Consider the following 2601-nt stretch of genomic DNA (forward strand, 5'->3'; position numbering starts at 1 on the left):
TAAGTTTCGTTCATACCATTAATGGCCCAATCGTTCATCAGCCGCCATAACTTAATAGTGGCGGGGTCGCCTTCTTCCCACTTAACCAACATTTCTTTAATAAGCTTTTCGGCTTCTTCGTGGTTGTCTTTCTCCCAATTAGCGTATTTAACATAATAATCGCCCACAAAATGGTCGCTCTTCATACCGGTACTTTCGGGGGTAGCGCCGTTACTAAACATTTGATAAGCCAGCATACTTTTACAAATATGCACACCCCTATCATTAACAATGTTTACCTTACGTACATCGGCCCCGCTCTTTTTAAAGAGGCGCGCCATCGTTTCGCCTAAACAATCGTTGCGTAAATGGCCCAAATGCAACGGTTTATTGGTGTTAGGGCCGCTAAACTCTATCATAATTTTTTGGCCGGCTAAAGCCGGATTTTGCCCGTAGTTATTAAGGTTCGCTAGGGCCTCTTTTAAGATGGCCGCACTCACTTCGGCCTTATTGTAAAAAATATTAATGTAGCCGCCCACAGCATTTAACTGCCAGTTGGGGTTATCTTTTTTAAGCTGCTCGGCCACCGCCGCCGCAATAGCAGGAGGAGCTTGCCGCAAAGTTTTAGCCAAAGTAAAAAGCGGTATGGCAATATCGCCCAATTCGGGCTTTTTGGGCCGCTCGGTGATTAAACCGCTTAAATCGTGCCGGCCATATAAACCGGTTACCGCTTTTTTTACCGCTTCTATAAGTGTTTGCTTAATCATAAAAATATCCCTCTCTTGGCTTATTATAGGCAGTATAAACTAAATTGAGCTGCTTAGCAAGAGTATTTTTCATCTTTGGCAAGGCGTTATAAGCAAATAGGCGAATAAAATGAGTAATTTGCATTATAAGGCATTTATAAAGATGTAGCGCACCTTTATAATAGTAATTAAAAAAGGAGACTACTATGAAAGTTTTAAGTAAAATGTTTGTAGTGTTAGGGTTAATAGTATTAATGGCTTGTAACCCTAAAGGAAATGAGAGCAGCAATAATAACACCAATGGCTTAAGCGCCCGTGCCTTAGCAATGAGAGCCGCCGTTATTGAACGCTTTGAGGGCGAAGGTGTTACCGCTCGCATGGGGCGTAATTTAACCCGTGATGCTGGTTTAAACTTAAGTCAAGTGCACGATAGTTTTGGCACACCAATGAAGAGGGTACTATTTTGTTTTTAGATACAGGTAGAGTAAGAATTACCCACGAAAAAACGCCCGAGGATTTTGCCCCCGGTGAGTGGCAAGAGGTATATGCTTGGCTTGAGTTTCATTTTACAAGGAGTATTAATAATGATTTAACCCTTGTTCCCCTTACCGATTTAACCCTTGTTACCGTTACCGAGTTGTTTTTTGATAGCTTTATAGACGGAGAATTGTACCCCAGCGAAAACCCAGAAAGCGACCGTACAAATGGTTGGCAAAGGTTTACCGCCCGTACCGATGGTGATTTTGATCATTCAGGCGTTAATGGCAGTGGAGAGGACATTAGCGGAATAACAACTAATGCCGAAACTAGAACGTATTTTGATAGTATTTTAAAGGCAGTCGCTCTTTTTAATTAATTAAAAAAACAATTAACAAAGACCACACAAGTGGTCTTTAATTTACAGCCAATTTTCAATTACTAACTTAGGTATTCGTGAAAAATGCACCGTATTATTAGTTACCAATGTTATTTTATGGGCTAGCGCGCTGGCGGCAATCATCATATCCATGTTGTCCACTGGCGTGCCGTCCCGTTCTAGTGCAAAACGTACTTCGGCATAACACTGCATCACATTTTCATCTAAAGCAATTATTTTGATTTGCTCTAAAAAACGTTGAACCGCACTTTGCAACTTCTCCGAACCACGCTTTAATACCCAAAATTGCAATTCTCCATAGGTAACGGCACTTATATAACAATTATTAAAATACGTATTATAGCTTGATACCACATTATTATTAAATTGCTTAATAATATAACTGCAAATATCTGTGTCTAACATAAATTTATTTGACATTTAAAATTTCACCGCTCGAGGTAGCCGAAGTTGCCGCTTTTCTCCAAATAATTCTTCATACGAATTATCATCATTTTGAGGAGCAGATAAGCCATTTTTTTGCATTAACTCTTTAAATGATAAGTTATTAACATTAGTATCATCAAGCATTAAGTATAATCTTTCTTGCTCTTTCTGTATAAAAACTACATCAGTGTCTAACCGGATACTTTTAGGCAAGCGAATTGCCTGAAAATCGCCGCACATAAAAACTTCTGCTTTTTGCATAAATTCCACCTTACCTACACTATAGCACACAATAACGTTTTATACAATTATCAACCAATTTATATCAATTTACCAACCTCTGCATAGCGCTTAGCAGCCGCGCCAGCTGGTAGCTGCCCACCACAAAGGGCCAACGCACCTCACCATCTATCCTAACCGCATAAAAACCGGCCTGCGCGCCGGGTAAAAATTCAATTAGCCGCCGGGTGCCGTCTCTAAAGTTGTAAACCATCGTGGCTACTACTTCGTTACCGCTAAGCGGTGCCGTCCCTTCATAAAAAACCGCTAAAAAGCCAGTATACATCTCTTTAA

General features: G+C 40.3%; 6 protein-coding genes. 2 read left to right on the top strand and 4 right to left on the bottom strand.

What is annotated here, in order from left to right; translation table 11 throughout:
- A partial coding sequence (gene argS / locus FWE37_09485) for an arginine--tRNA ligase (GenBank protein ID MCL2521211.1) occupies window positions 1-746 on the bottom strand: 746 nt, incomplete at its 3' end.
- Between the two features lie 185 nt (window positions 747-931).
- Between argS and FWE37_09490 the strand changes: the two genes are divergently transcribed.
- Together FWE37_09490 and FWE37_09495 are read left to right on the top strand one after the other, a co-directional pair.
- Entirely contained in the window at window positions 932-1198 is a 267-nt protein-coding gene (locus FWE37_09490) for a hypothetical protein (protein MCL2521212.1), read from the top strand.
- A complete protein-coding gene (locus tag FWE37_09495; GenBank protein ID MCL2521213.1) occupies window positions 1189-1581 on the top strand; it encodes a hypothetical protein in 393 nt (130 codons plus the stop codon). The genes FWE37_09490 and FWE37_09495 overlap by 10 nt, the downstream gene beginning before the upstream one ends.
- 42 nt (window positions 1582-1623) lie before the next feature.
- Here the strand turns inward: FWE37_09495 and FWE37_09500 are convergent, their stop codons facing one another.
- The 3 genes from FWE37_09500 to FWE37_09510 all read right to left on the bottom strand — a co-directional run.
- Window positions 1624-2022 carry a type II toxin-antitoxin system VapC family toxin gene (locus FWE37_09500; protein ID MCL2521214.1) on the bottom strand — a complete coding sequence of 133 codons (399 nt, stop codon included), beginning with the start codon at window positions 2020-2022 and terminating at the stop codon, window positions 1624-1626.
- Entirely contained in the window at window positions 2023-2289 is a 267-nt protein-coding gene (locus FWE37_09505) for a hypothetical protein (GenBank protein MCL2521215.1), read from the bottom strand.
- Window positions 2290-2353: 64 nt separating this feature from the next.
- On the bottom strand, window positions 2354-2601 hold a 248-nt coding region (locus FWE37_09510), incomplete at its 5' end, for a hypothetical protein (protein ID MCL2521216.1).

The sequence above is a fragment of the Spirochaetaceae bacterium genome, from assembly GCA_009784515.1.
GTDB lineage: Bacteria > Spirochaetota > Spirochaetia > WRBN01 > WRBN01 > WRBN01.